Below are 21,923 nucleotides of genomic sequence, written 5' to 3'. Positions count from 1 at the left end.
TTGGTTTGATGATTCGAAGTTTTTATTGATGTTCATAGTGCTTAGAAAAAACCACCATCATTTGTGCTAGATGATCATCTATCTGTTGTTTGCCCCATAGTCCCTGCCCTTTTACGTCAAACATCTCTCTTAATTTGAGCGCATCGAAATGGGACTTCCTATCGAAATCAATGCGCTTTTTATCAACGTCTTGATTGCTATAAGACGAATTTTCACCCGGACTTAGTAGTACTAAATTACCAAATGAGTTTAACGTTTCATATGCTAACTCACTCTTATACTCATCATTTTGAGGATGAACATGTTCTACTGAGTTTTTGGACGTAATTCGGTACTTTTTGAACTTATTCAACTCTTCAGAAGACAACGAAAATTCTGAAGCCTTCATTTGCTTCCAAATCAAGTATTCAAGCTTCTGAAACCAGTAGTGCTCGAAACTAGTCCCTAACGACTGTTCAAAGTATGTCGATTGAGATTGCCAACTCCGACAATTGGGTTGTAACCCGTTAGCTAAAGCAAAACTCGCCTCTTTTTGAGTATCAATCGAAAGCGACATTTTATTGTCGATGTTTTCTAGCAGCTTTAATGCCTCAAAGTCTTGTTTAATACTCAAACGGATCAAACCTGAAATAAACGGGGTTAACCAATACTGGGCACTGCGCTCACCGGTAAAGTTTCGCACACTCTGTAGCAGAACCAGCTCGTTTATGTTTTTCTGTTCACGGTTTATGTAGCGCTTACCCTTTGATTCACTTGGGTACTGGCGAGTTAAAGCCAACTGCTCCTCAGTCGCATCATCACGCTCAACCCATTTCACAACCCAACGGTCAAACTGGTAGCGAACCTCCCACAGCGTTTCGATAAACTGCTTTACCGATTGCTCATCACCGTTGATAAGTGGCTCAAATATCTCCAACAAGCGATCGCTATGAAGGCGCGGCGCAATATCGTTATGATCATTAAGCGCTAAGTAGACACGGTAAGCATGAATCAATAACAGCGGGAACTTGATGATTGGGCGACAGTAAACGGTTTCAACGTCCAAATCGTAAGTTTCAAACTTCTCTTGCTCGGTGTTATCAGGAATTGAACTTGCTTTAACCTGTAATGCTAACTCAGCAATCGACAAGCCAGATGATTCCTCGGACGTTTCATCTTTTGCAGCGAAGCGTTCAGCATCAAAAGACGCCAAATGTTCGGGTTCAATATGATACCAATCGGCATTAGGAAATACTTTACGTACATTACGTTCAAAATAGTTTTCTAGATGCTCACACGCTACCCACATCGCATCATATTGCGCTTTGTCAGTATGAATATGCTTGAACAGCTTCGCCTTTAAAATGTCAGCTTGTTCTAACTGAATGCCAGCGGTATTCATGGTGGCAAACAAACGGTTTAAGTCCATTTGTGTTGGCACAATGTTGTTTACCCATTGAACTTGGCGGTAGAGGTAATCCCCCATAGCTTCGGCGCTCATCACATCGTCTGACTTGAGCTTCTCTACCTCTTTGGTCAATACATCTAAAGCCACGCCCATCTGTTTCAGATAAGCATTGTCGGCGACCATTTCCTTAGACGGCACTTGATAGTTCTTAAGCCCCGCTAGACCACCTAAAAGCTGCTGAACTTGCTCACGAATTGAAAATTGGAGACGTGGCTTATCTTCACCATCACTCGATGTATAAACAGCAAGCCCTGCAAGATCGGATTTAATGCCTGCGTATTTGAAAGCAATGGTCATGAGCATTAGCGTTGTCGTGCGCTGCTGACCATCGATCAGCTCATAAATCCGCTCTCCATCTTGTTCAATGCGAGACGACAGAATGGTACCGATAAAATAGTTTGGCTCTTTTAATCGACACGCTTCTTTAATATCTCTAAACAGCAGCAAAACATCATCGTCTGACCAGACATAAGGACGCTGATAGCTAGGAATAGAAAACTGATAGTTATCGGTGTAGATTTTCTCGAGCGTCAGAAGCTCAGTTTGCACTGATAAGTGATCACCCATGTTTTGCTCCTAACGCAGAGATGTGTTGGCTAAATGCAGGGCCAAATTGATTAGCATAATCTTGTTTGTCTATATCAAGGCCAAAGTATTGAGACACTTTTTCGACGAAACGTTTTTTAACGCTGTTTTTATCAAAGCCACTCTTGTCCACCGACAGCTTAAAACCATCAAGCTGTGCGAAACACTGCTCTGGGGTATAGCTCATCGCAATCCAATCCAGCACTGGGGTTTCTTTGACAAAAGCAGGAACCGATTTCTCTTTTACTGCTTTTTGGTTCTCTACTCGGCGAGAATAAACCACACGGAAAAGTTTTTTCGCTGCTACCTCTAGGCTTTGCTGCCCATGCTGACTGATGTAGAGCAACAAGCTAGCGTCATAGAGCTGTTTGAGATAACCGCAGCCATCAAATTGACACACCAGCTTTTGATAGAACGCGTAAAAACCTGCAAGCTCACCTTGCGCTGTGTTATTCAATAAATAGGTTTGGCGTAGCTGCTCAAAATACTGCAAATAGTGAATGGTATTGGATCCACTATTTAACGGCTGGCGCAACTCATAACCGACTTGAGGCTGAGCCAAGCTCTCACCGCCATTTGGCATATAAGTGCGAGCAATTCGTCCAAAGGCAATATCGTCACCTTTGCCTGTTTGATCTGCCAGTTCAGTGACAATGCTATTACGCACTTGCTGAGTTTGGTTGTGCAGCGGGTAGTCTCGGAAGTTCAGATACTGCCAATAGCGACCACGCAACAAAATATCGACAACTGGGTTTAAATCCCCCAGCGCTTCCCAACGGGTGGCAAAGGTGTTTACCGCAGATTTGTCTTTCTCATCAACCGCTCGCAGATGATGTGCTTTGATTATATCTGGCCCTGCTAAACGCACCCCGCCCGTGTTTTGGGTTTCAAAAAATCGGTAGGCTTCATCTTCGCTGTCGGTCACTACCAAGGTGATGTTGATTTGTGCAAAGTCGATATCAGCCAAAGACGCTTCATGCTTATACAGCCAACCAAGGTTGTGTTTGATTTGCTGCTGGCTCTCTGGCGACTCGTAAACTAGCTTAAGATCGGCATGTTTATTTGCTAGGTAAGACATCAACGCCATTGTGGTCAAACGTTGCTGACCATCGATGATATTCAGCTTGTCACCCTGCTGATGCAGAATCACACTACCTAAATAGAATGGGCAATGCTCTGTTTCAAGCTTGCCATTTAACTCTTGCTGATGAAGCTTGAAATCTTTCAATAGACGGGTGATTTGCTCTTCATTCCAGCGATAGGGACGCTGATATTCAGGGATGGCAAGCATCCCGTGAACGTTTTTTTGAACTTTACCGTCAGAAGCTAAAATCGACTCATTAGAAAACAGCTTATCCAGTGTGCAACTGGCAACAACAACCGCCATTTACGCCAGCTCCGTTACTTTGATTTTGCCGGTTACAGCGCTGTTGATGAGAGTGGTTTTGTATTCTTTGAGCTTACTTACTTGCTCAGCCTGAACAGTTATTGCTTCATCAACTTTCGAACATTCTCTGCTTATGTATTCAACAATTTGTGTTTGTTCTTCATAAGGAGGAAAGCCCAAAGCCATATCAAACAACATGTGCCCATAAAAACGTAATCGAGAAGAATGAAGTCCTGTAGAGACCTTGTTGTAGTATTCAACATACTTAGTTGATTTCAGCAACATCTCCAGATATTTAGGTACAAAAGTGCCCTCGCGCTGTTCACGGAATACGCCATATGATGGGCTCACAATACCAGTTCTGTCAGATACACCTAACGCTCCCATCCATGCCCACATTATGTTGATCACTAGATCACCAGAGTGGCAGAGCTTTGAACCTGTGTAGTCTTCCGCCATGAACATGGTGACGTTTTTCTCGGATCGTGGAGTTACGCCAGTCATGTGGGAAACTGAAAGTAGCTCTTCAAGCCCTGTCTCTGAACGCTCATTGATTTCATCTAAAAGGTATTTAGCTCTTTTGACGATCCAATGCCCTGGAATAGCTCCTATCCAATCCACACCTGAATATTTCATCGTTGCATCGGGATTCAAACCTTGTGTCACTGCTTGCTGAATGATGATTTGTTTGCGTTCTTTTAGCAGCTCGATTTGCTTTTGTTTGATTGCGATGGCTTCTTCAATTTGTGCGGTTTTACTATCTAAATATCGAACGATACTAGCTTGCTCCTCTCTTGGTGGTATCAGAAATGGTATGCTTTTCATTCGAGTTTTAGACAGATCCCACTGACCAACTCGAACACCATCTGAAGCGCTTCCAAAGTATGAAACATACAGTTTGCTTCGAATAGCCCAATTAAAAAAATGAGGGTCTATATCTTTGATAAAATCAAATATGAAATATGCAGGGCTCACAATTCCAGTAAACTTAGAAACACCATACGAGCCTTGCCATGCCTTCATCTTATTCATACCGAACTGACCTTTTTTAAGCACTTTATAACCACTTAAATCATCGGGAATAAAATTATGATTTGATTCTTGATCCTCAATGTCTCTTTCAATAACACCGAGCTCTCTTGTTATTGACAATAAAGGTAAGTCTGGTCGATTTTTTTCAGAGTACGCCTTCAAGCAAACGCCTAGACAGGTAACATCCCAATGTTTAGGGACCTCACCGATCCAAGCAAACCCCGAGTTCTTGTAAGAATGGTACCCGGTAGTTTGTGCAAACATAATATTACTCATATTCCTACCCCTGAACCTTAGTCAAAGAAATACCAAGAATGTCAGCAATCAAACCTTCTGCTTTTTGTTCTAGCGCAATAATGTCATTGGCAACTTCATCCATTGAACGCAATGGCTTATGGCGATAGAAGTACTTGTTAAAGCTGATCTCATAACCAATCTTGACTGATTCAAGATTTATCCAAGCTTCATCTACATGCGGCTTTACTTCATCAAGGAAGTATTGGTAAATGCTTTGCTCAAGTGGAACGGATTCGCTGTCACGCAGATCTGAGCTTGACTCATAAGTCACGAACTCATTGTGATTGCCCGTTGGGTAGTAACCAAAATCAGGCAAATCTTGCAGTTCACATTCGTAGTTTTCTAGCAAGTCATCTAACTTGTCTTGCTTTAGCTTGGCGACTTTCTTGATGACTTTTTCTGCGTTTTCGTCATACCAGCTTACCGCATCAACAATGGCTTTTTTCTCAGTTGCCGCGAGTTTAAGACCGAGTGATGTAAGCTCTGCATCTACTAGCTCTTTGAACTGGTTAAAGTCGTTGTAAACTTCGTCACCGATCTTTTTGTGTAATTGACTCGCTACATTCACCAGTGTGCGTTGTTTCATCCAGTTTTTCGTATCCAGCAATTTGGTTTTCGCTGCTTTGTCTAGGCTGATATCGTTTTCTTCACACCACTTGGTGATCTCTTTTTCAATCCCTTTAACAAAACCTGCTTCATAGACATTTTCGCCATGTTCGGCGTACAAGTACTCCATCACTTCACGCAGTGATTTTTCAAAACGTAGTGGCTCAATCAGGTCAGCACGGAATTGGGCACTACGGCGATCAGGGCGTTCAATATTCACTTTGTAATAACCAAAATCTTGGTTTTTGAATACTTGCGCAGCAATACCCACCGAATCGCCTTTCTCGTCGATTGCTCGCTCAACGGATTGGTTATCTAGATAGGTCGAGACAATTTCCGCAATGTGCTCTGGCGAAAATTCGCAGTTTTTGTTACCCAAGTTTTTGCGCAGTTTGCGGAACAATAGGCTAGCATCAATCAGCTGCACCTTGCCTTGGCGATTTTCAGGCTTGTTGTTATTTAGAAGCCAGATATACGTGGTAATGCCCGTGTTGTAGAACAGGTTGTTTGGCAACTGAACTATCGCATCCAGCATGTCATTTTCGATGATGAAACGACGAATATTACTTTCACCACTACCCGCATCACCAGTAAACAAGCTTGATCCATTGTGAACAGACGCAATGCGTGAACCTAATGGGCTAACTTGCGGCGACTTCATTTTAGTGACCATTTCCATCAGGAACAGTAACTGACCATCACTGGAGCGTGGTATCGCTTCTTGCTCGCTCTCTACACCCCAGTAATCTTTTAACTTCACTTTAAAGCGACCATCAACGACTTCTTTTCCTTCTTTAATGTGCTTTTGCTCACTCGCCCAGCTCTTACCATAAGGCGGGTTAGAGAGCATGAAATCGAAGCGATTAGATGAGAATTCGTCAGTGGAAAGGGTTGAACCGACACGGATGTTTTCTGGGTTGTTACCTTTGATCATCATGTCTGACTTACAGATGGCGTAAGTCTCATCGTTGATCTCTTTACCGTAAAGGTAGATATCACGGTTTGATGCTGGGTACTTCTCTTCAACAAAGTTTTGCGTTTCTGTCAGCATACCGCCGCTACCACATGCTGGGTCATACACTGTGATAGAAAGTGGCAAGTTATCTTTGATTGGATCGAAAACAAGGTGCGTCATCAGCTCGATCACTTCACGCGGAGTAAAGTGCTCACCCGCCTCTTCGTTGTTCTCTTCGTTGAACTTACGAATCAATTCTTCAAATACATAGCCCATACCAAGGTTGCTGAGTGCTGGTAGTTTGTTACCCTCAGGATCTTCTTTAACCGCTGGCGTTAAGTTGATGTACGGCGAGACGAATTTCTCAACCACATCTAGCAGAACGTTTTTCCCTGCCATGTGACGGATTTGGGCTTTCAGGTTAAAACACTCAACAATCTCTTTTACGTTTTCGCTAAAACCGTTGAGGTAATCTTCGAAGTTAGCCAGCAGAATCTGTTGGTTGTTAGTCGCTGTACTGAATAGCGTTTGCAGAGTCCACTTGGACGTGTTGTAGAACACATAACCTGATGTAGCGCATAATGGTGCGTCATCAAGCTCAATTTCATTCATCTCTTCTTTTTGGAATCTGACTTCTTCCAGTACTGCTTCTTTTGATGGCTCCAAAAGCGTATCCAGACGGCGTAGCACCACCATAGGCAAGATAACGTCACGGTATTTACCACGAACATAGACATCACGAAGACAGTCGTCGGCAATCGACCAAATAAATGAAACGAGTTTGTTATGTACTGAGTGGTCCATAATTTTCTTCTTAAAGCGATAGTTGCTTGAAATTCAAACAATAATAATAGGGATGATTGGGCAGAATTTTACTGACTTTTGGCACTAGTAGCGAATAAAACATGCGTTTCTGCTCGTTACTAGCACCGTGGTTTAGTCTGCTATCAAGATCTAAAACGCTGCATCTCAACATACTCACGTAGATGCTTAAATGGATAAGGCGTTACGGTTGGTAAGCGATGCCTTAAGTGATAAACGTCAAACAAGTTTTCTACCTCTTCAGGTAGTGCATCAAACGAATGTTTTATCAGGTATAAATGGCTAAAGGTCTCGATTTTACTTTGTGGGCTGCCTTTACCACCAGCAAAGTACATCCCCTGCTCTCGGTTATAGAAGAATCCTAAAGATGCATTAAAGAATCCCTCACTTTGCCCTCTTATCGATGTTTTTAAAAAGAATCCTTGTTCACGCAGCCAATCATAGAATTGTTTTTCATCACTGCTTTTGTACGCGATTGTAGAAAACTCATCAAACGGTAGAGGTGCTACATCATCCCACTCTGACAATATCGCTCTCAGTTTGTTTATTACTTTACTCTCTGGGTTTTCTTCAATGAACTGAGTCAACAATGCAATCGGGACGTCTTGTGATCGCCCTTCTTTGAGTTCACGCAATCGCTCTGCAACCGCTTCAAATTCCGGAAGCATTTGAATGCCAGTATCAATGAAAATGGCATAGTCCCCCGTCTCCGGCCAATAAATAACAGGAGAACGTTCAAACCCATGAAATACATGCCTTTTATCATTACCTAAATCGAGTTCAATATCTTCAAGCTCCTCTTGGGTCGCTTGTGTATATTGCCATTCATCGCCAACTAACTTAGACGCATACACTGGCCACGGCTCGTCTCGAACCTCTGAAGACTCGTCTTTTGGTCGCTGAGGCATGTAATACACACATCTTTCAGGCCCACTTGGGTACTCAATCAAATGTTTTCTTGTATGGACTTCTAGCTTGATAAGTAGTTCTTTTAACAGCACTTCCACCACATGGCGGTTTGGCTGGCCTTGACGGTTCCATAAGCGCTCTGGGTAACACGACTGGAAAACCGTATCTTGGTACTTCTTGCGATAAACCTGATACGGGTCTTCTTCATCTGACTTGTAGGTGTCTTTATTACCAACAATTAGGATATTCAATGCCCCACGAATCGGAACTTCAGCTATTTCTGCATTTATATCTAGATGCTCGATACCATGAAGCAAGGTTAATGCAGCGTCTGTGTCTTGGTTTTCGGTTAAATCACAGATCACCAAACGATGCTCTTTCAACGCATCAAACAGCCCTACATAGTGATTTTTGACAATCGTATCTGAAACAAATCTGTGCTTTTCCCCGGGAATCCGCTGCAACTTCACGGATACTGAATCACCATAAGCTTGCTTAAGATCTTGCATAAACTGTTCAAGAATACCGACCTTAGATAATTGAAAACCGCTATAAGATTCTTTGGTGATATCAATCGCCTGAATTCGATTCTTCGCATTAGAGTAAAGCGGCTTCTTGATGTAGTCGCCCTTTATGGATTTACTGACCAACATCCCAACATCGTCAAGTTGATAACGTGTAGCAAACCTTGCCTTTTTTTGTACCTCTCCGTTCTCTAGCGTAAACCAAGACAAGGGAGAAAATGTTTTAGTGCCCATTGAAAGTGTTTGTTTGAATCCAAGTGCTGCACATGGAGCTAAGTCGATTTCGACGGTCGTTAATTCATAGCCAGAGTGATCTTTCGGTAACTTTTTGCTTTTGACTAAATAATACAAACCTTCACTTTCAAAGCGCTTTATCTCAGGCATTGTGCCACTCAATACTTTGGGTATCGCTTTAATCAATAAACGAGCCAACTGCCATGTAGGTAGCTCGGCAGCACTACTTGGTTTAATGGCCAAAGACGTATCTTTGAGATCTAACTTTGAATCCTTTGGTAACAACACCCAATAACACGCTTCTTTATTGGCACCTTTGACTAAGCAATAGACACTTCCTGATTTATAGGTTTCAGACGCCAATGTCACCAAACGCTTAGGTCGTTCTGAGAAGTCTATGCCTTTATAACTGACACAGTAAATCGCGAAGCTTCTATCAACCCAATCAGTATCAATTGATATTTGTTCAATTAAGGTTGATAAGGGCCCCTGCGAGGAAGGTTCTAGCTGTGGTGTAACCATTTTATCAACTCCTGTACTGCGGTTCGGTTGGTGTCGGCATTGCTATCATCAATTAGTGCCGGAATCTCAATAACTTTAGCTAACTGTGGTGAGGTTTCTACGAAGCACGAGTTCAAGTATCTAATGGGTTTTGAAGTATCCCCTAACGCATTCACATAAATAAACTTCGAAGGTCCAAACTCTTCTTCTACCAATGCAATTTTCGAACTGTAGCCTTCGCTGCTTTCATTACCTTCATGCTTCCAGTATTTGCTGTCTAGCCAGATCGGTTGCTCAATCCCTGCAAATATGACTCTATTGTCAAATCGCTCGTAAATAGAATTTGGAACTTCTTCAAAGGTAAAATCGAATGCTGTTAGCACTGCCTCTACCGCTTGCTCGCCCAAGGCTCCCTTATAAATGTTGGTAAACATAATTGGCGTCATCACATTCGCTTCTTTTTGCCACGAACAGGCAAAGCCTTTGCGTTCAAACCACGGCCTCACATATTGGTTCTGTACTAACGTCGCTAGGCTGCAATCTTCCTCTGACACCATGTCGCCATAAGGCACCCTATCAAAGAACTCGAAGCTATTCGGATCACCATCTAAATTACCTTGATAACGGTAATACCCTTTTGTCATAGACTGTAAGTACAATCGATTGAATCGCTCCGGTTGAAAGGCCACCGTCGGATATCGGAGCAACTGAGTTCTAATGTCTTGCCACTCTTGAATATCACTCTTAGATGCTGGTTGATTATGTAGACGATGAACTAGGGCTTTGATTGATAGCATACCGTCTTTATTGTTTCTTTGAGCAAGATTGAATAAACGTCGAACAGCTCGGTCCTCAACTAGAGACTGATTAACTGATTTCGCTTTATTAACCAAAGCAATATATTCGTGCGAAAACAAACTTGGGTCTCGACTCTCTTCTGCCAGAATTTCTTTCAAACCAGAATCAGCAAACAAGAGAATTTGTTTTCGTTTCAGAGACGTTCTCCCGGCTCTTCCTACCGCTTGCTCAATGTATTTCCTTACCGCGCTTTGGTAGTCACTTGTTTGGTAATATTGCTGTAAAGAGCGCTCTCTGCTCATGCCCATAAGTTGCTGTCGACACCAGCTTTCAGCGCTTTTCGGTGACAACTCACCGTTCTCTTGCAAAGATAAGATTTGGTGGAATTGACAAAGCTGGTTGGCTGTATGGGAGTAATCATCTGACAAGAGTAGCTGAGTAGGTTTTTCAAGATAAATACTGTCTATATCACTACGCTGCCGCTTGCTATAAGTGGCATCTGCAACGGATATTAGACTTTCTCCTTCCAACGCTAAATTAACTGCGTAATCAGGGTTTTTACCTGCTCCCATTGAAGCATATGTACTAAATACAACGACTTTCCCTGGCTCAGTGTTTAGGTGATTGGAAATTTCATCGTAGCCAACCGACCTCATCCAATCAGCATTCACACCCAAAAATATCCTAGTTTGGACATTATATTCTTTTGCCCATTTATCGCAGCAGAACTGGATGAAATCGTTAATGTTCTGACGTGTTGTATCTAGGGTACGGTTTAACAACGACAGCATATAACGATTATCAGGGACTGAGATAAACGCTTTAATGCTAGCTAAGAGCTTAGACAACCAACTACGAACAAATGCCTGCTCTGATTCCGCAATACCGAGATAGTGATTTAGGATAAAGTGACTTGACCGAGCTTCCGGCTTATATTCCTCCAACAAAGCATCAAGAAACGCATCTCGACTATTGAGATATTTGACTGTTAAAACCACGCCGTTATCTTTATAGTTGCGTCTACTATGGTAATAATCATTTACCCACTGTTTTTGCTCTCTCGACAAAGATAGAAGCTTTTTACCCAAACGCTCATTCAAGTATTTAAAATCAAAGTTATGTATTACGGTGTCTGCTCTCGCTGTTGCACTTATACCGAGAATGACGGCACCTGCATCAACCATATCCGCTAAGACACCCGATGGTGAAGTATTTAGGAATGACGCTTTACAATTTACAGTATCGCGAGTCCCCTGATTATAAGCCACCCCTACAAGTTTTAGTCCGGTATGATGGTAACTCTTGCTAGAACTTAACTTGTTCGCTTTACCACCTGCAGATTGCCGTAACCCCCGCGTATCGAAAGACTCGTAAACTGCAGACTCAAATTCTTGTAAGTTGAAGTGAGTAAGCAGGGATTGAACAGCTTCTTGAAACGTTCCTTCTAGACTTCTATTTTCGCGGACTTCGATTTCTAGGCCACGAACGTTCTCCCAGTACTGAAACACGGCTTTACGCATTGTGCCAAGAAACCACTGATATATAACATCGGCTTCATTGACAAAGCGGGTTAAAAGGCCATTTTTTTCAATGAGGGAGCCTTCTACTTTCTCATCGCTGAATATGAAATTTTTCTGTTTCAATAAATCTGATTTTAATGACAGCTTATGAGTGGCACTGCTTACATGCGTGAAGCTTCTATCTGAAAACAACCGAACAGGCCGCTCATTCAAGTTAGCTCCTTCCGTATTAAACGCGAACGCTAGATTCCACTTGGAGCCAAACTCCTCAAGCCGCTCACGGAGTGGTTCAAATAGGTCTTCAATTTTGTCGTAGCGAGGCGAACTCTCAAGTTGATGATCTCTAAAGTTTGCTCTTAATGTTCTGATCGCCCAAATTAAGTCCTGCGCTTGTTGCTTACACAACTCAGAAAGGATGACCTGATTCTGCTTGTCAATTTCATCAATGATAAGTACAGCACCACTTAGATCGCGCAATGGGCTATAACGCGAACGAGTATTGTGGAAGCCTTTCAGAAACTTGCTAGTCGTTAAAAAAACAACATGAGCACTTCCATTACGAATTTTTTCACCCGGTAATAGTGTTTCAACGGATGTTAGCAACGAACCGCTCAACAATACTCTATCGGTCCCTTTTTGTTTCTTTTGCAAGCGGCCGACTAAATTACGGTAGAAGTAACCCGCTTGCCTATTTAAAGAGACTTTCACTTCAGGATTACTCGCATGGCGTCTTAGACCTGATATGGCACCCCACTCTGCTTGAACATCACGCTCAGCGTTCAAGTTAAATCCGATTAACACGTCATTCAACACTGCATCAGAACATTGCAATAGCTGTTCTGACTGGTTGGGCAGATGTACTATTTGCGCTTTAAGGTACTCTTGTTGTTCTAAAGTGAAGCGAGGCTCCCCCTTGACTGTCTGCTTTTCAATTAACGTCAACAAGTCTGCTTTCGCACTTACCACGTTATCTACTGAATCTGTAACGTAATAAAGCAAACGCTTGGATCTAATACCGCTCTTTTCTTCCTGTAATTCATTTTGCACTTGATCGAGCATCTGCTGGAGTAAGAAATTTAGTGCCGTGTAAGTTTTACCGATTCCTGTCTGAAACGGTAATGGAAGCAAAGCACCAGATTTAGCGCCATTAAATTTAGTGTAATTTTTGAGCGACTCAGCAATAACAAGATCAAGCGGCGATGGATCGGGAACAAGCTGAAAATCAAAATGAGTAAACTCTTCTAACGACACGTTCATACAATATTACCCCGCAGACCTTGATGTTTTATTAACCAGAACATAGTATGACGTCAATAACGACAGGTAAATACTGAATACATAAACATATCGAATAACTAGACAGGAATCTAACAATGAGTGCATGGCCAATTCGGTGGGATCTGCTGTTTCGATACCGAATGATTGAGATTATTGCTTTATGGGAAGGGCGTTTGACCACCAACCATCTGATCCAGAGCTTTGGCATCGGGCGTCAGCAAGCTTCTAAAGACATCAATACTTACCTTGCGGAGATTGCACCTAGCAACTTGGTTTACGACAAGTACCTCAAAGGCTATAAACCCAGTGATAGTTTTAGTCCTAAACTCACCTCCGGCCATGCCGATGAATACTTGCATATTCTTTCGCGTAGTGAGGATATGACGGTCACTTTTAATGAGCTCGATATGGGCTTTGAACATTCCACTATGGTTCGCCCAGTAACACGCAACATTTCGCCACAAGTATTACGTCCTTTGGTGCAGGCGATACGAGAGAGAAAACGTGTCGATATTTGCTACACATCGCTAAAAGATGGTGAGCAATCTGAGCGTATTATTTCCCCGCATACTCTTGTTTGCACACCATTACGCTGGCACGTTCGCGCTTATTGTGAACAGGCTGGTGGCTATCGTGATTTTGTCTTAAGCCGCATACAAGGTATTCCCGATATCAACAATAATGCGATACACGGTAAACGTGACGATGTACTTTGGAATACCAAAGTGAACGTAGAGCTCATCCCCGACCTTCGCCTAAATGAAAAACAACGATCGGTGATAGAAAAAGACTATGCGATGAGTGACGGCATTTTGCAAATTAACACCAATGCGTCACTCATACGCTATGTGCTTGATACCTACAACATCGATATCCATGTGCAAAAATCCAATCCCAAAGGGCAGCAAATTGTGCTTGGTAACTTCGATGATTTGACGCCTTTTTTATATATCTAGTTTCACTTTTTCATTATGGAAGAGCTACGCTGCTACTTCTTTTAGCAGCGCTTTTAACATTACCAATCAGATCTCCTCTGGCAATTTCGATTAACGCATATCCAAACGCTCTTCCATCCACTCATCTACTTCGCTTTCCACCCAAGCAATTGCCCTTTCACCCAGACTCACTGATTGCGGAAACTCCCCATCATTCATTTTGCGGTAAATCGCTGAACGGCTCAGTGCGGTCTTTTCCATTACTTCTTTTAGCTTTAAAAATCTCATGGGACGTTCTCCTATGTCTGTGGTCCTCATGGGATAAAGCGATGGCGTAAAAAAAGATGGTGATGTGTTAAGCCTTGGTGCGACAAGGCTTAATCAAAAAAATCTCAGGCATATGTCATTAACGTGTATCCCGTTAATGAACCTCACTCGGAGCCTGATATGACCGATTACACAAAAGAGCAGCGCTATCAAGAAAATCAAATTCTTGAACATGCCGCTGAGATACTTGCCCACCGTTACGTGCGCGGCGACGCGCTCACCAATCCTAATGCCACTAAGGAGTACATTCGCTGCAAACTAGGGGCCTATGAGCGAGAGGTGTTTGCCTTATTGCTGCTGGATAACCAAAACCGGTTGATTGAGTTTAAAGAGCTATTCCACGGCACCATTGATGCGGCCAGCGTCTATCCGCGTGAAGTGGTGAAAACGGTGCTAGAAGTCAATGCTGCGGCCGTGATATTGGCCCATAACCACCCTTCTGGGGATGCAACGCCGTCACAAGCCGACAGACGCATTACCGAAAGGCTAAAAGATGCTTTAGCGCTGGTGGATGTACGAGTGCTGGACCACATAGTGGTGGGGAAAGACAGTGTCTCTTTTGCTGAGAGGGGCTGGTTATGATTGAGCAATGTTATGGCGACATTGAACTGGATGAAGCCCTTCACCAGGCACTAGAGCAATTGATGGCTCGCTACTGCATTTCAGCGTCTGCTGAACGCATTGTGCTGAACTGTCGCCAAAAAGGCTATTACATACACCGACAAGGACTGCACCCGATTGAAGTGCAGTTTAAACGTGAGTCACCATCCAATGATTGGCAGGTAGTGTGTTTTGCCAGTTTTTCTTATCCCAATGAAAGCAGTATCGCGGTTGAACCTGAGCTCTATTTCCATCTCGCCAATCGCTGGTGTTATCAGCCCGATTCGGGCGCCGCTGACTTATCTCACCCTGAGGTACTTGAACTGCTCATGGTGTGGATGAAAGCCTTTGCTCGCCATCTCTCACGCAACGTGTTTGATGAGATGCAGTTAACCATGGTCCGTGAGTTTTAGCGCTGCGCCTGTTTTCTCCTCATTTCCTTTATCTTTTTCGACTTCATCCTGACCTAAGGAGGTCTTGCTATGTCTTCATTAACCTTCACATCTTCCCTCTTACCGATTTCAGACAAACTGCATGCCCTACTGAGTGAGCAACTCACCAAGCAGTTAGTCAGTGACAGCAGCGGCACATTCGCCGCCAGTCGTTATCTGGTGTTCAACTTTCGCGATAAGAGCTACAGCGCGGATGAAGGTGGTTTTCATCCGGTTGAGATGGGTATTTGTCACACCCCCAGCGGCGATTGGAGCATCGAGTACATCACCGATTTTGCCTACATCGGAAATTACTACCCAGAGCTTGAACGAAGCTTAGATTTTGATTTTCGTGTCGGTGAGTTCTTTGTGGCTCATCGAGGTTGGTTACCCATGCAAGACCGCCCTGATGCCAAAGAGCTGTACCAGTTGTGGGAGAGTAACTTTCTGGCTTACGTCGACATGGACGCCTTTGATGAGATAAACATCACCGCTCAATAATCAAAAGGTAGCCCATGAACAAACATTCCCCCTCACTACGCCGAGCGTTGTCTGTGCTCTTGCTGCAAGTCATCACTAAAGGCGGTCATTATCTTCACGCTCAATACCAAAAGGCTCGCGATGAGGTGAAAGAACACAGTGACCATGACTTGCTTGAGCTCGTCCGGTCCTGCTCATCGACTCAGGCTCTGCGATGGGCGGCCGTGCGCGAACTGCTCAACCGCGGTTATCTATTGAAAGAAATTCGCCAAGCAATGCAGTAATGCGTCGCAAAATGCCAACTCAATCACAGATATGCAACCTCTCCACCGAGCGAGACAGGATATGTCTCGCTCATCCATACCCTAGCCTCATTGCAATAAGGACCCGTTAAGACTGTGTGGCCACCAGTCTTCGTTTAACCCCTATCCGTGACATTCACTGAAGCTCTGCGCTCAGTGCGTGTGGCTGGGTAGACGAAAGTTGGTGATGCCATGCAACCCTCAGACTACACACTCTCGACTGATGAGCACTTTAAGCTCATCTTTGAAATCTATTCACACATTCCGCGATTGCGAGAAATTTCGGCTGAAGAGCTGCGAGTTCGCTTATCCGAGCTGGGCGTCAATCGTACTAAGCGCACTATTCAGCGCTACCTCAACGTCATCATGTACTACCCCGACTATTTCCAAGTCGAACGGTTTGAACGTGCGCGTAACAGTTACACCTACAAGCGTAAATACCACAACAAAGTCTCGTCTGCTTCATGGGAAACCATGCTGCTCGGGCTGTGTTTTTCATCGGTGAAAGGCCTGTTGCCTGCTCCTTTTGAGCAAGGCATTCACGAAACTTTTATGCCGCTGCAAATTGGCGATGTGATGGAGCCAGCCAAAATTGAGGTGCGTCTCGCGCTGCCAAAGCAAGAGGACTACGACTTTGATGTGTTCGAACGACTAAGCCAAGCCATTAATGCTAAGCGTCAGGTTCGCTTAACACTCATTGATGACACCCAGACTGACTACCTCACCCCACTCGGCCTGATTTGGGAAAAAGGCATGCTCTACCTTGTGTACGAGCACAAACACGAGCGTGACGTGCTCGCCTTCTCCGACATTATTCAGGCGGACATATCCACCTTCACTTTTGAGTACCCGAGTGACTTCTCACTCTCCGATACGGTTATTCCCACTCAGCGATAAGTTCGCTGAGTCACCCCTATTTTTCATCATAAAAGGACATCATTATGCAACCATTCAAATTGAATACGGTGCTGCTTGCACTGGTCACTGCCAGCTTAACCGCGTGCGGGGGAGGCAGTAGCGGTAATACAAATAGTGGACAATCCGGTATCACTGGCGTGGCCATTGATGGCTATGTCGAAGGGGCCACCGCCTTTGTCGACTATAACCTCAATGGTCAATTAGACGACAACGAACCTTCAGTGCAAACCGACCAAAATGGTCAGTTTGAATTTTCAGGCGTAGACGGTGTTTGCGCAGATTACGCACCGATTATTATTGATGTACCTGTTGGTGCTTACGATTCTGACTATGGTGTGGTCAGTGAAGCCTACCAGCTCACCTTCCCACCGAAATTTTCTTCAAACTACAGCAGTGATATTCTCAACACCACGCCGTTCACCACCATGATTTGGAATGCGATTAAAACTGAGCTGAATGAACTTGGTACAGAGGGCTGCCAAGCTCTGGCCGCCAATCAATCTTTGCAAACACAAATCAAACAACGCGTTTCTGAGCAAGAGTACCGTTTAGCAAACCGCTATAACATTGCAGTCAATGATTTGTATGGGGATTTCATTAAAGAAGGTAATACCGCACAACATCAACTGGCTCAATCGCTCACCGCAGGTCTGGCAAAAGCGTATGAAGAAACACGCGCCTTTGAAGCCCGTTACCCGGATGCTCATGTCGCTTATGTGGAATATTGGCTAGGTAATCCAGCTTCCGATGACATCAATGTGGCGGATACTTGGTATCGTAAAGAATATGTCGGTCACCCTGAGTACGCGCAAGAAACCGTGTATCAAGTCAGCCATGATTTAAACACCATTGTCACCATGACGCACTACCTAAAAACCAACACCACGCTTGGTCAGTACAATGACAGCGAGACATTTGTGGTCATGTATGAAGATAAATCGAACAGCTATCCCAATTCAGCCTATCATTGCACTAAACAACTGCGAGCCAATCAAAAAGGCAATACAATCGGTGACGTCTATTATGAGTTTGCGATAAGCGCCCAAGGGGGGGGTCAATGATGCAGCGGAATGTGAAGCGCTTGATGTCGATGCCAATCGTTCAGGAACGCCGCTCACCGCCATGACAAAAGACCAATATGGTCGTTACATAACCTACGCTCAGTTTGATTTTGAGTCAGGAGATAACGCTAATGTCGACGGTTTGAACTACGCCCTGACCAATCAACTGATTGATGCGCCGACCGCCTTTGATGGCGTCAGCACTATCAGTCCAGAGATTGATTTAACCGAAGGATATGGCGCGCTCAGTTGGATACGCTCAGCTTGGGAATATCTCAACGATGGCTGCATGATTTACACCGAGCATCGCTCTACCGGACTGTGGATAGTGACTGACACCGCCGCGAATGGCACCTATAGCGTTTCGTGTGGTTTGGATAAAACGAGCCTTACTGTCATGGACATGACTAGCTGCTTAAACCTAGTTGGTCATTAATCACCACTTGCCAACGACCAAGGTGGGAAATCTCCCACCTTTTTTTGTGACTGTTTTCACAACTTCTAATCGACATTCACCTCCGCTAACAAGCAAGACAAGATATGTCGCGCTCATCCGTATGCTGGTGGCTCACACGATAGCCAAAACCACGGAGCCTCCCTATGCCGCAATCCCTCAGTGAAGTCGACGTACTCCAACGCGCTCTGGCTTACAATCCTGAAGAAGTGCTTCCTATTCTGGAATACCTCAAACTCAGCGAGAGCGAATGTCAGTTTAAACCAGACACTTTACGACAAGATGCCCAGCGTATTGCTTGGCACCTACGCAAAGCGGGCAGCAACACCCTTGCCACCACGACAAGAATGGCAAAGAACAAGCTCAAAGAAGCCCTGAGAAAAGACACGGACACCGACGTCGCCAGTTATCGAGAAGTGGTGCTTGATGTGGCTAAAAAAGTCAAAGCAGAAGCCACGCCTAATTACTCATCGTTTATCAGTCAATCAGCCGACTCTATTGTCGATGCCATAGGGGGCATCACTTCCAACACAGGCGCTTTTGTTTCTGGAGCCGTAGATCTCATTCAAGGCGCAAACTACGAACAATACTCCACGGAAGAGCTCGAAAAGCGGATCATTGAAAAACTATTTGTCGATGCTTTTGAGCAGATAAGCCAAAGTGAAAGGGATGCACTCTTTCGCAGCCTAGGTATCGACTATCAAGAAATCCCTGTTGGTGCATCCAGCATGCTACTCATTCAACTGCTTTTAAAGAAATACGGGGGATTTGCCGTCTATAAATATTCCATCATTGTCGCACATTGGATTAGCAAGGCTATTATTGGTAAAGGACTTCCTTTTGCTGCAAGCCCAATCATAGCCAGAGCCGTGTCGTCATTCTTAGGTCCTGTGGGATGGACGGCTAGTGGGCTCTGGGCTGCTACGGCTCTCGCAGGTCCCGCTTACCGCAAAACGATTCCTGCTGTTGTTCACATCGCCGCGTTAAGACAACTTGTCCTGAACAGAATTAATATTGGCGTAGTCGGTGATGGTTCGGTAGGGAAAGATGCTTTCTTTAATGCCGTGTTTGGGTTAGATACACAAAATGTCGACCCGATTGCAGGGGCAACGAGTGAAGCTGAGCTCTATCCACTCGATGAAGATTACGCAATTAACTTAATCAACTTTCCGGGTTTTAATGATATTAACCCGTCGGTCAACAGCCTGACTCACGAACATCTGCACAACGTCGATATCTTTGTCATGGTCATAGACCTTGCCAGAGGCGTTTCTGATATTGATGTACAAATCTTAAATAAGCTTACCCGTTTGGACAAACCGATTGTCGTTTGTCTAAACAAGGTCGATATGGTGCGCCCACGAGATTTGGAAAAATTGCGTGAAACAGCCAAACAAAGATTGGCAGGCGTGACATTGATAGAAACCGCGTTTGACCCCGATGACCGTATCCATACAGATGGTCCGGTTGGCACTCTGGAAGTATTTAACTGGCTTAAAGCACAGCTCGAAACCCAAGGTAAAGATGCCCAAAACTTCGCCACCTTTAGCCCCGAGCACAGAGAGTAACTCGAATACAGTCAACAGATGGGGGAACCAATCCCCCTTATTCAAACAAAGCGCTTAGGTCGTTCTTCGGTCACAACAAAATCATTAAATAACAACAACTTAACAAAAAACCCATTTACAAAAAAACCACTCTTATCCCTGCTAATTTAGCCATAAAAAATCGGCTCTGCACTCTAAAATCTGAGCTAGTTCACAAAAGCACATTAACCAATTTCAGTGAGACAGTCCATGTCTCACTCGTTCGTATTCTAACGTCAACCCACTATCATGCTTTCAGACGAGAGCGCTAAGGACAAATTATGAGTAAAGGCAATGTATTACACCACCTTGACGAAGCCGCTCTGAAAGAGCACATCTCTCGTCGAGAATCATTCACGCTCACCAACGTGAAAAACTTCTCTCAAACCGTGAAGAAAATTGAAGATCTTATAGAACGTCAGGGACTGAAATGTCGTGTGTATACCGCTGGGCGCTCCGCGACTATGGTAGCCGCATTAGCATCAGGTCCTGCGGCCATTTTTGGACTGGCTTCAGCCGCCTCAATCGCTGCACACAAATTGGCAACCTTGAACCCTGATTATGAAATTGCCAAGTATCCCTTGGCCGACAAACTGGAAGTGAACTACAAAAAGTAACACCATCGAGAGATAGGCTCACCGATAAGGCTGGTTGGCCTATCTCTTCAATTTTTAAAGTTAACGAGCTTCTTCTTCTAGTTCCTCTTTTGCCAATCTATAGGCTAAATCTAATTCTGGAGACGAACGCTGTTTGCGCACATCAACGAACTTTTCGCTACGCTCTTCGTCCACCAACTGCCAAAGCTGACGGTAGGCCACTGGCTTCTTATCTGATTTACGCCACCCTCTTTTCTTCCAATCATCTAGCCATTCGTTATAGCCACGCACACAGAAGTCGCTAGTGCTGTAAATGACATCGTCATTAAATGCGTAACGTAAACACTCGACGATAGCAGTAAGCTCTAGCTCCGTACTATCAATGTTACGATCCACCAGCACAGCGAAACTATCAGCTAATTGATGTTCCTCATCGTAAATAGCCACTCCGACTGCTCCTTGAGTTTTATCTTTATTGACCGAAACACCAATATAAAGCGTGTAATGTGATTGAGTCATAGCATGTACCTTCTTAACTTAATGAGTCACGTTATTGCTCCTCTTCAACAGATAAGAACCTGAGGTAAAAAAAGAAGGTACTGAATATTTGAACTGGAATATTTGATAGAACTAGTTACCGTAGCGAGTAACCAAAATTTCGCTTACGGTTACCAAAGTGTTTGGTATCTTCTTTTGCCAAATAACTAACATGCTTGAACAGGTCATCAAATGCATCGTCAAAGTTCTCCGAATGACGATCTAAACGATGGATCACAACGCTATCTTTCCTCTTGTCCTTAGAGAAATACACCAGTCCGTTAGCCTCGTCATAATCAACACCAACGACTCTAGCCCAGGCCTCGACGATAAATCCAACTAAATTCTCTGGATGGGATAGCGTCTTTCCCAACCAGTTGAATCTGTCCTTATTAAAAAGCAGAACCAGGTGGTAATGGTCATTGATCGATGTTGAGCGCTCCTTCACCCAAATACTTCGCACCTTACAAGGATGCACTCTCCTCCCTTCTCTTTTCTTTTTTCGACCCGAATGATCGATCTGCGACTGTAATGAACGAATAAAGTCCGTCATTAAATAACCCAAATCTTCTCGCTCTCGCATTTGGGGGAATTTTAGATCCACACGTAAAGCCATAAGGCGTGGATAATCATCCAGTGCCCGTTCAATGGTATCGTGTATTTTCTCTAAATAATCAATACACAGAGGGCCATGTGTTGTTTGAATCGGCCTACCTAAAAAAGTACTTTTGGTTGTCATTTTTAGGTTCTTATTTTTTCTAGATCGTACATTCATTTCTATCTACTCCCATTAGTTGGTTC

At 44.0% G+C, this 21,923-nt stretch carries 19 protein-coding genes; 10 read left to right on the top strand and 9 right to left on the bottom strand.

Annotation, left to right across the window (positions count from 1 at the left end; translation table 11 throughout):
* Window positions 1–22 precede the first annotated feature (22 nt).
* The 6 genes from PUN32_RS03655 to PUN32_RS03630 all read right to left on the bottom strand — a co-directional run bounded on the left by PUN32_RS03655 (window position 23) and on the right by PUN32_RS03630 (window position 12,874).
* Complete coding sequence (locus PUN32_RS03655) at window positions 23–2,014, bottom strand: DUF262 domain-containing protein (protein ID WP_274721806.1); 1,992 nt, start codon at window positions 2,012–2,014, stop codon at window positions 23–25.
* Complete coding sequence (locus tag PUN32_RS03650) at window positions 2,007–3,419, bottom strand: DUF262 domain-containing protein (protein ID WP_274721805.1); 1,413 nt, start codon at window positions 3,417–3,419, stop codon at window positions 2,007–2,009. Before PUN32_RS03650 ends, PUN32_RS03655 begins: the two co-directional genes overlap by 8 nt.
* The gene (locus PUN32_RS03645) at window positions 3,420–4,727 is read right to left on the bottom strand and encodes a restriction endonuclease subunit S (RefSeq protein ID WP_274721804.1); all 1,308 of its coding nucleotides are present in this window, start codon (window positions 4,725–4,727) and stop codon (window positions 3,420–3,422) included.
* Window positions 4,728–4,731: 4 nt separating this feature from the next.
* On the bottom strand, window positions 4,732–7,113 hold the full coding sequence (locus tag PUN32_RS03640; RefSeq protein WP_274721803.1) for a type I restriction-modification system subunit M: 2,382 nt from the start codon (window positions 7,111–7,113) through the stop codon (window positions 4,732–4,734).
* Window positions 7,114–7,256: 143 nt separating this feature from the next.
* A complete protein-coding gene (locus PUN32_RS03635; RefSeq protein WP_274721802.1) occupies window positions 7,257–9,320 on the bottom strand; it encodes a hypothetical protein in 2,064 nt (687 codons plus the stop codon).
* Window positions 9,302–12,874: a hypothetical protein gene (locus tag PUN32_RS03630; RefSeq protein ID WP_274721801.1), complete on the bottom strand. Its 3,573-nt coding sequence runs from the start codon at window positions 12,872–12,874 to the stop codon at window positions 9,302–9,304. Before PUN32_RS03630 ends, PUN32_RS03635 begins: the two co-directional genes overlap by 19 nt.
* A gap of 116 nt (window positions 12,875–12,990) precedes the next feature.
* On the opposite strand from PUN32_RS03630, the gene PUN32_RS03625 reads away from it, so the two are divergent.
* Window positions 12,991–13,851: a helix-turn-helix transcriptional regulator gene (locus PUN32_RS03625; protein WP_274721800.1), complete on the top strand. Its 861-nt coding sequence runs from the start codon at window positions 12,991–12,993 to the stop codon at window positions 13,849–13,851.
* Between the two features lie 90 nt (window positions 13,852–13,941).
* On the opposite strand, the gene PUN32_RS03620 is transcribed toward PUN32_RS03625, so the two are convergent.
* Window positions 13,942–14,118, bottom strand: a complete 177-nt coding sequence (locus PUN32_RS03620) for an AlpA family transcriptional regulator (RefSeq protein WP_274721799.1) — start codon at window positions 14,116–14,118, stop codon at window positions 13,942–13,944.
* Window positions 14,119–14,277: 159 nt separating this feature from the next.
* On the opposite strand from PUN32_RS03620, the gene radC reads away from it, so the two are divergent.
* The 9 genes from radC to PUN32_RS03575 all read left to right on the top strand — a co-directional run bounded on the left by radC (window position 14,278) and on the right by PUN32_RS03575 (window position 20,606).
* Window positions 14,278–14,739 (top strand): RadC family protein, encoded by a 462-nt coding sequence (gene radC / locus PUN32_RS03615; protein WP_274721798.1) that lies wholly within the window; start codon window positions 14,278–14,280, stop codon window positions 14,737–14,739.
* Window positions 14,736–15,170: a DUF2787 domain-containing protein gene (locus PUN32_RS03610; RefSeq protein WP_274721797.1), complete on the top strand. Its 435-nt coding sequence runs from the start codon at window positions 14,736–14,738 to the stop codon at window positions 15,168–15,170. Before radC ends, PUN32_RS03610 begins: the two co-directional genes overlap by 4 nt.
* Before the next feature lie 69 nt (window positions 15,171–15,239).
* Complete coding sequence (locus PUN32_RS03605; RefSeq protein WP_274721796.1) at window positions 15,240–15,689, top strand: DUF2787 domain-containing protein; 450 nt, start codon at window positions 15,240–15,242, stop codon at window positions 15,687–15,689.
* A 14-nt stretch (window positions 15,690–15,703) separates the two neighbouring features.
* The gene (locus tag PUN32_RS03600) at window positions 15,704–15,952 is read left to right on the top strand and encodes a hypothetical protein (RefSeq protein WP_274721795.1); all 249 of its coding nucleotides are present in this window, start codon (window positions 15,704–15,706) and stop codon (window positions 15,950–15,952) included.
* Window positions 15,953–16,162: 210 nt separating this feature from the next.
* Window positions 16,163–16,867: a WYL domain-containing protein gene (locus PUN32_RS03595; RefSeq protein ID WP_238853939.1), complete on the top strand. Its 705-nt coding sequence runs from the start codon at window positions 16,163–16,165 to the stop codon at window positions 16,865–16,867.
* A gap of 44 nt (window positions 16,868–16,911) precedes the next feature.
* Window positions 16,912–17,949, top strand: a complete 1,038-nt coding sequence (locus PUN32_RS03590) for a hypothetical protein (protein WP_274721794.1) — start codon at window positions 16,912–16,914, stop codon at window positions 17,947–17,949.
* A 61-nt stretch (window positions 17,950–18,010) separates the two neighbouring features.
* Window positions 18,011–18,385 (top strand): hypothetical protein, encoded by a 375-nt coding sequence (locus PUN32_RS03585; protein ID WP_274721793.1) that lies wholly within the window; start codon window positions 18,011–18,013, stop codon window positions 18,383–18,385.
* Window positions 18,386–18,549: 164 nt separating this feature from the next.
* A complete protein-coding gene (locus tag PUN32_RS03580) occupies window positions 18,550–19,971 on the top strand; it encodes a GTPase (RefSeq protein ID WP_274721792.1) in 1,422 nt (473 codons plus the stop codon).
* A gap of 299 nt (window positions 19,972–20,270) precedes the next feature.
* Entirely contained in the window at window positions 20,271–20,606 is a 336-nt protein-coding gene (locus PUN32_RS03575) for a hypothetical protein (protein WP_113620414.1), read from the top strand.
* A gap of 60 nt (window positions 20,607–20,666) precedes the next feature.
* Here PUN32_RS03575 and PUN32_RS03570 read toward each other — a convergent pair whose 3' ends face one another.
* Window positions 20,667–21,104: an RNase H family protein gene (locus tag PUN32_RS03570; RefSeq protein WP_055467093.1), complete on the bottom strand. Its 438-nt coding sequence runs from the start codon at window positions 21,102–21,104 to the stop codon at window positions 20,667–20,669.
* A 115-nt stretch (window positions 21,105–21,219) separates the two neighbouring features.
* Window positions 21,220–21,897, bottom strand: coding sequence for an inovirus Gp2 family protein (locus PUN32_RS03565; RefSeq protein ID WP_319946299.1), 678 nt, complete (start codon window positions 21,895–21,897; stop codon window positions 21,220–21,222).
* Window positions 21,898–21,923: the final 26 nt, after the last annotated feature.

The sequence above is a fragment of the Vibrio chanodichtyis genome (assembly GCF_028863985.1).
In the GTDB taxonomy this organism is placed as follows: Bacteria; Pseudomonadota; Gammaproteobacteria; order Enterobacterales; family Vibrionaceae; genus Vibrio; species Vibrio chanodichtyis.
The sequence above is the reverse complement of the archived record's forward strand: the minus strand, read 5'-3'. Positions and strand labels throughout refer to the sequence as shown.

Bases quoted from the DNA above. Each gene is read 5' to 3' on its own strand.
- PUN32_RS03635 (WP_274721802.1), bottom strand. From the start codon at position 9,320: ATGGTTACACCACAGCTAGAACCTTCCTCGCAGGGGCCCTTATCAACC.
- PUN32_RS03575 (WP_113620414.1), top strand. From the start codon at position 20,271: ATGAGTAAAGGCAATGTATTACACCACCTTGACGAAGCCGCTCTGAAA.
- PUN32_RS03610 (WP_274721797.1), top strand. From the start codon at position 14,736: ATGATTGAGCAATGTTATGGCGACATTGAACTGGATGAAGCCCTTCAC.
- PUN32_RS03590 (WP_274721794.1), top strand. From the start codon at position 16,912: ATGCAACCATTCAAATTGAATACGGTGCTGCTTGCACTGGTCACTGCC.
- PUN32_RS03645 (WP_274721804.1), bottom strand. From the start codon at position 4,727: ATGAGTAATATTATGTTTGCACAAACTACCGGGTACCATTCTTACAAG.
- PUN32_RS03650 (WP_274721805.1), bottom strand. From the start codon at position 3,419: ATGGCGGTTGTTGTTGCCAGTTGCACACTGGATAAGCTGTTTTCTAAT.
- PUN32_RS03600 (WP_274721795.1), top strand. From the start codon at position 15,704: ATGAACAAACATTCCCCCTCACTACGCCGAGCGTTGTCTGTGCTCTTG.
- PUN32_RS03570 (WP_055467093.1), bottom strand. From the start codon at position 21,104: ATGACTCAATCACATTACACGCTTTATATTGGTGTTTCGGTCAATAAA.
- PUN32_RS03655 (WP_274721806.1), bottom strand. From the start codon at position 2,014: ATGGGTGATCACTTATCAGTGCAAACTGAGCTTCTGACGCTCGAGAAA.
- PUN32_RS03585 (WP_274721793.1), top strand. From the start codon at position 18,011: ATGACAAAAGACCAATATGGTCGTTACATAACCTACGCTCAGTTTGAT.
- radC (WP_274721798.1), top strand. From the start codon at position 14,278: ATGACCGATTACACAAAAGAGCAGCGCTATCAAGAAAATCAAATTCTT.
- PUN32_RS03620 (WP_274721799.1), bottom strand. From the start codon at position 14,118: ATGAGATTTTTAAAGCTAAAAGAAGTAATGGAAAAGACCGCACTGAGC.
- PUN32_RS03605 (WP_274721796.1), top strand. From the start codon at position 15,240: ATGTCTTCATTAACCTTCACATCTTCCCTCTTACCGATTTCAGACAAA.
- PUN32_RS03595 (WP_238853939.1), top strand. From the start codon at position 16,163: ATGCAACCCTCAGACTACACACTCTCGACTGATGAGCACTTTAAGCTC.
- PUN32_RS03630 (WP_274721801.1), bottom strand. From the start codon at position 12,874: ATGAACGTGTCGTTAGAAGAGTTTACTCATTTTGATTTTCAGCTTGTT.
- PUN32_RS03565 (WP_319946299.1), bottom strand. From the start codon at position 21,897: ATGAATGTACGATCTAGAAAAAATAAGAACCTAAAAATGACAACCAAA.
- PUN32_RS03580 (WP_274721792.1), top strand. From the start codon at position 18,550: ATGCCGCAATCCCTCAGTGAAGTCGACGTACTCCAACGCGCTCTGGCT.
- PUN32_RS03640 (WP_274721803.1), bottom strand. From the start codon at position 7,113: ATGGACCACTCAGTACATAACAAACTCGTTTCATTTATTTGGTCGATT.
- PUN32_RS03625 (WP_274721800.1), top strand. From the start codon at position 12,991: ATGAGTGCATGGCCAATTCGGTGGGATCTGCTGTTTCGATACCGAATG.